Source organism: Shewanella sp. 11B5 (genome assembly GCF_002836795.1).
Lineage (GTDB): Bacteria > Pseudomonadota > Gammaproteobacteria > Enterobacterales > Shewanellaceae > Shewanella > Shewanella frigidimarina.
This window is the reverse complement of sequence record NZ_PJAP01000709.1, coordinates 1-1951: the sequence shown is the minus strand read 5'-3', so window position 1 is coordinate 1951 and position 1951 is coordinate 1. Positions and strand designations below refer to the sequence as shown.

Below are 1951 nucleotides of genomic sequence, written 5' to 3'. Positions count from 1 at the left end.
TAGGCGTTGATGTAAATAATGGCTTTGGTGATGTTTATGCCAAAATCAGTACGCTGCCAGAAGCTAAACGTAACGAAATTGAAGCTGATATTGCTGCTGTTTATGCTGCTCGTCCAGCACTTGCAATGGTCGACTCAGATAAAGGTATCACTAACTTACACGTACCTAGTGACATTATTATTGATGCATCAATGCCAGCAGCAATTCGTTCTTCGGGGAAAATGTGGGGCCCTGACGGCCAGTTACAAGACACTAAAGCGATGATCCCAGATCGTTGTTACGCTGGTGTTTATCAAGAAACCATTTCGTTCTGTAAAAAGCACGGCGCATTTGACCCAACAACTATGGGCAGCGTGCCTAACGTGGGCTTAATGGCTCAAAAAGCAGAAGAATACGGTAGCCACGATAAAACGTTTGAAATTAAAGCTGCTGGTACGGTTAACGTGATTAACCAAGCTGGCGATGTGTTAATGAGCCATAACGTTGAAGCTGGCGATATCTATCGTATGTGCCAAGTCAAAGATGCACCAATTCGTGACTGGGTTAAACTTGCGGTTAAGCGTTCACGCTTAAGCAATACGCCTGCGGTATTCTGGTTAGATACCAACCGTGCTCACGATGCTGAGTTAATTAAAAAAGTCACTCAATATTTAGCTGAACAAGATACTGCTGGTTTAGACATACAAGTGATGTCACCAGAAGATGCAACTCGCTTTACGTTAGAGCGCATCATCAAAGGTGAAGACACTATTTCGGTAACGGGTAACGTGTTACGCGACTACTTAACCGATTTATTCCCAATTCTTGAACTGGGAACAAGTGCGAAAATGTTGTCTATCGTGCCGTTAATGAATGGTGGCGGCTTATTTGAAACTGGTGCCGGTGGTTCAGCGCCTAAGCACGTGCAACAAGTCGAAAAAGAAGGTCATTTACGTTGGGATTCATTAGGGGAGTTTTTAGCTCTTGCTGCGTCTTTAGAGCATTTAAGCCAAACGACCAACAATGCTAAAGCACAAGTATTAGCAGATACCTTAGATGTTGCTATTGGTGTGTTTCTTGATACCAATAAATCACCGTCTCGTCGTGTAGGTGAACTCGATAACCGCGGTAGCCACTTTTACCTAGCGATGTATTGGGCACAAGCATTAACTGAGCAAACGGCTGATCCAGAGCTTGCTGCGCACTTTGCACCTTTAGCTAAGTCATTGGCTGCAAATGAAACCGTTATTCTTGCTGAATTGAACGGTGCTCAAGGCCCTGCAGTTGATTTAGGCGGTTATTACCGTTTAGATGCTGCTAAAGCCGAACAAGCAATGCGCCCTAGTGCAACTTTAAACCAGTTCGTAATTGGTTAATCTGCACAAAAACTTTCCTAACTAGGTGTGAGTTATTCTATTAATGAATACATCTTCAAGTGAAGGTGTATTAAATTGATTGAGGCGATATTTTTTTAGGCAATAAAAAAGACAGGGATTAAAATCTCTGTCTTTTTGTTTTATAGTCTCACCAATTAAATTGTTGGCGAGATGGCTGAAGCATGCATTCCTTTAGGGCCTTCTTCAACTTCGAAGCACACAGGTTGACCTGCTTTTAAGGTACGATAACCTTCCATTTCGATAGTTGAATAGTGCGCAAATACATCTTCGCCACCCTGATCAGGGCAAATAAACCCGAATCCTTTGGCGTTGTTGAACCATTTAACAGTTCCGTTTGCCATACTTCCACTTCCTTCTGTTGTCTACTTACCAGTAAGATAGTAAAACTTATTATCCAGCGGTCTAGTATTCGCCGCCTAACAAACAGAATGAAATTTGTACGAAAATATGTCAAGTAGTAATTAACAAAAAACCAACATTTAATTAATTTAATGATATCAAGTGGTCGGGAACCAAACGAGAGGCTAGTATTAAACAATGGCTAAATTAGGCAATGTAGAACATATTGAAGAAAA

At 41.6% G+C, this 1951-nt stretch carries 2 protein-coding genes; one reads left to right on the top strand and one right to left on the bottom strand.

Annotated features, from left to right (window positions below):
• On the top strand, window positions 1-1355 hold a 1355-nt coding region (locus CXF78_RS15610), incomplete at its 5' end, for an NADP-dependent isocitrate dehydrogenase (protein WP_145991488.1).
• A gap of 155 nt (window positions 1356-1510) precedes the next feature.
• On the opposite strand, the gene cspD is transcribed toward CXF78_RS15610, so the two are convergent.
• Window positions 1511-1717, bottom strand: a complete 207-nt coding sequence (gene cspD, locus CXF78_RS15605) for a cold shock domain-containing protein CspD (protein ID WP_011637711.1) — start codon at window positions 1715-1717, stop codon at window positions 1511-1513.
• Between the last annotated feature and the right edge of the window lie 234 nt (window positions 1718-1951).

Coding starts and splice junctions, on each gene's coding strand:
- cspD (WP_011637711.1), bottom strand. CDS start 1,717: ATGGCAAACGGAACTGTTAAATGGTTCAACAACGCCAAAGGATTCGGG.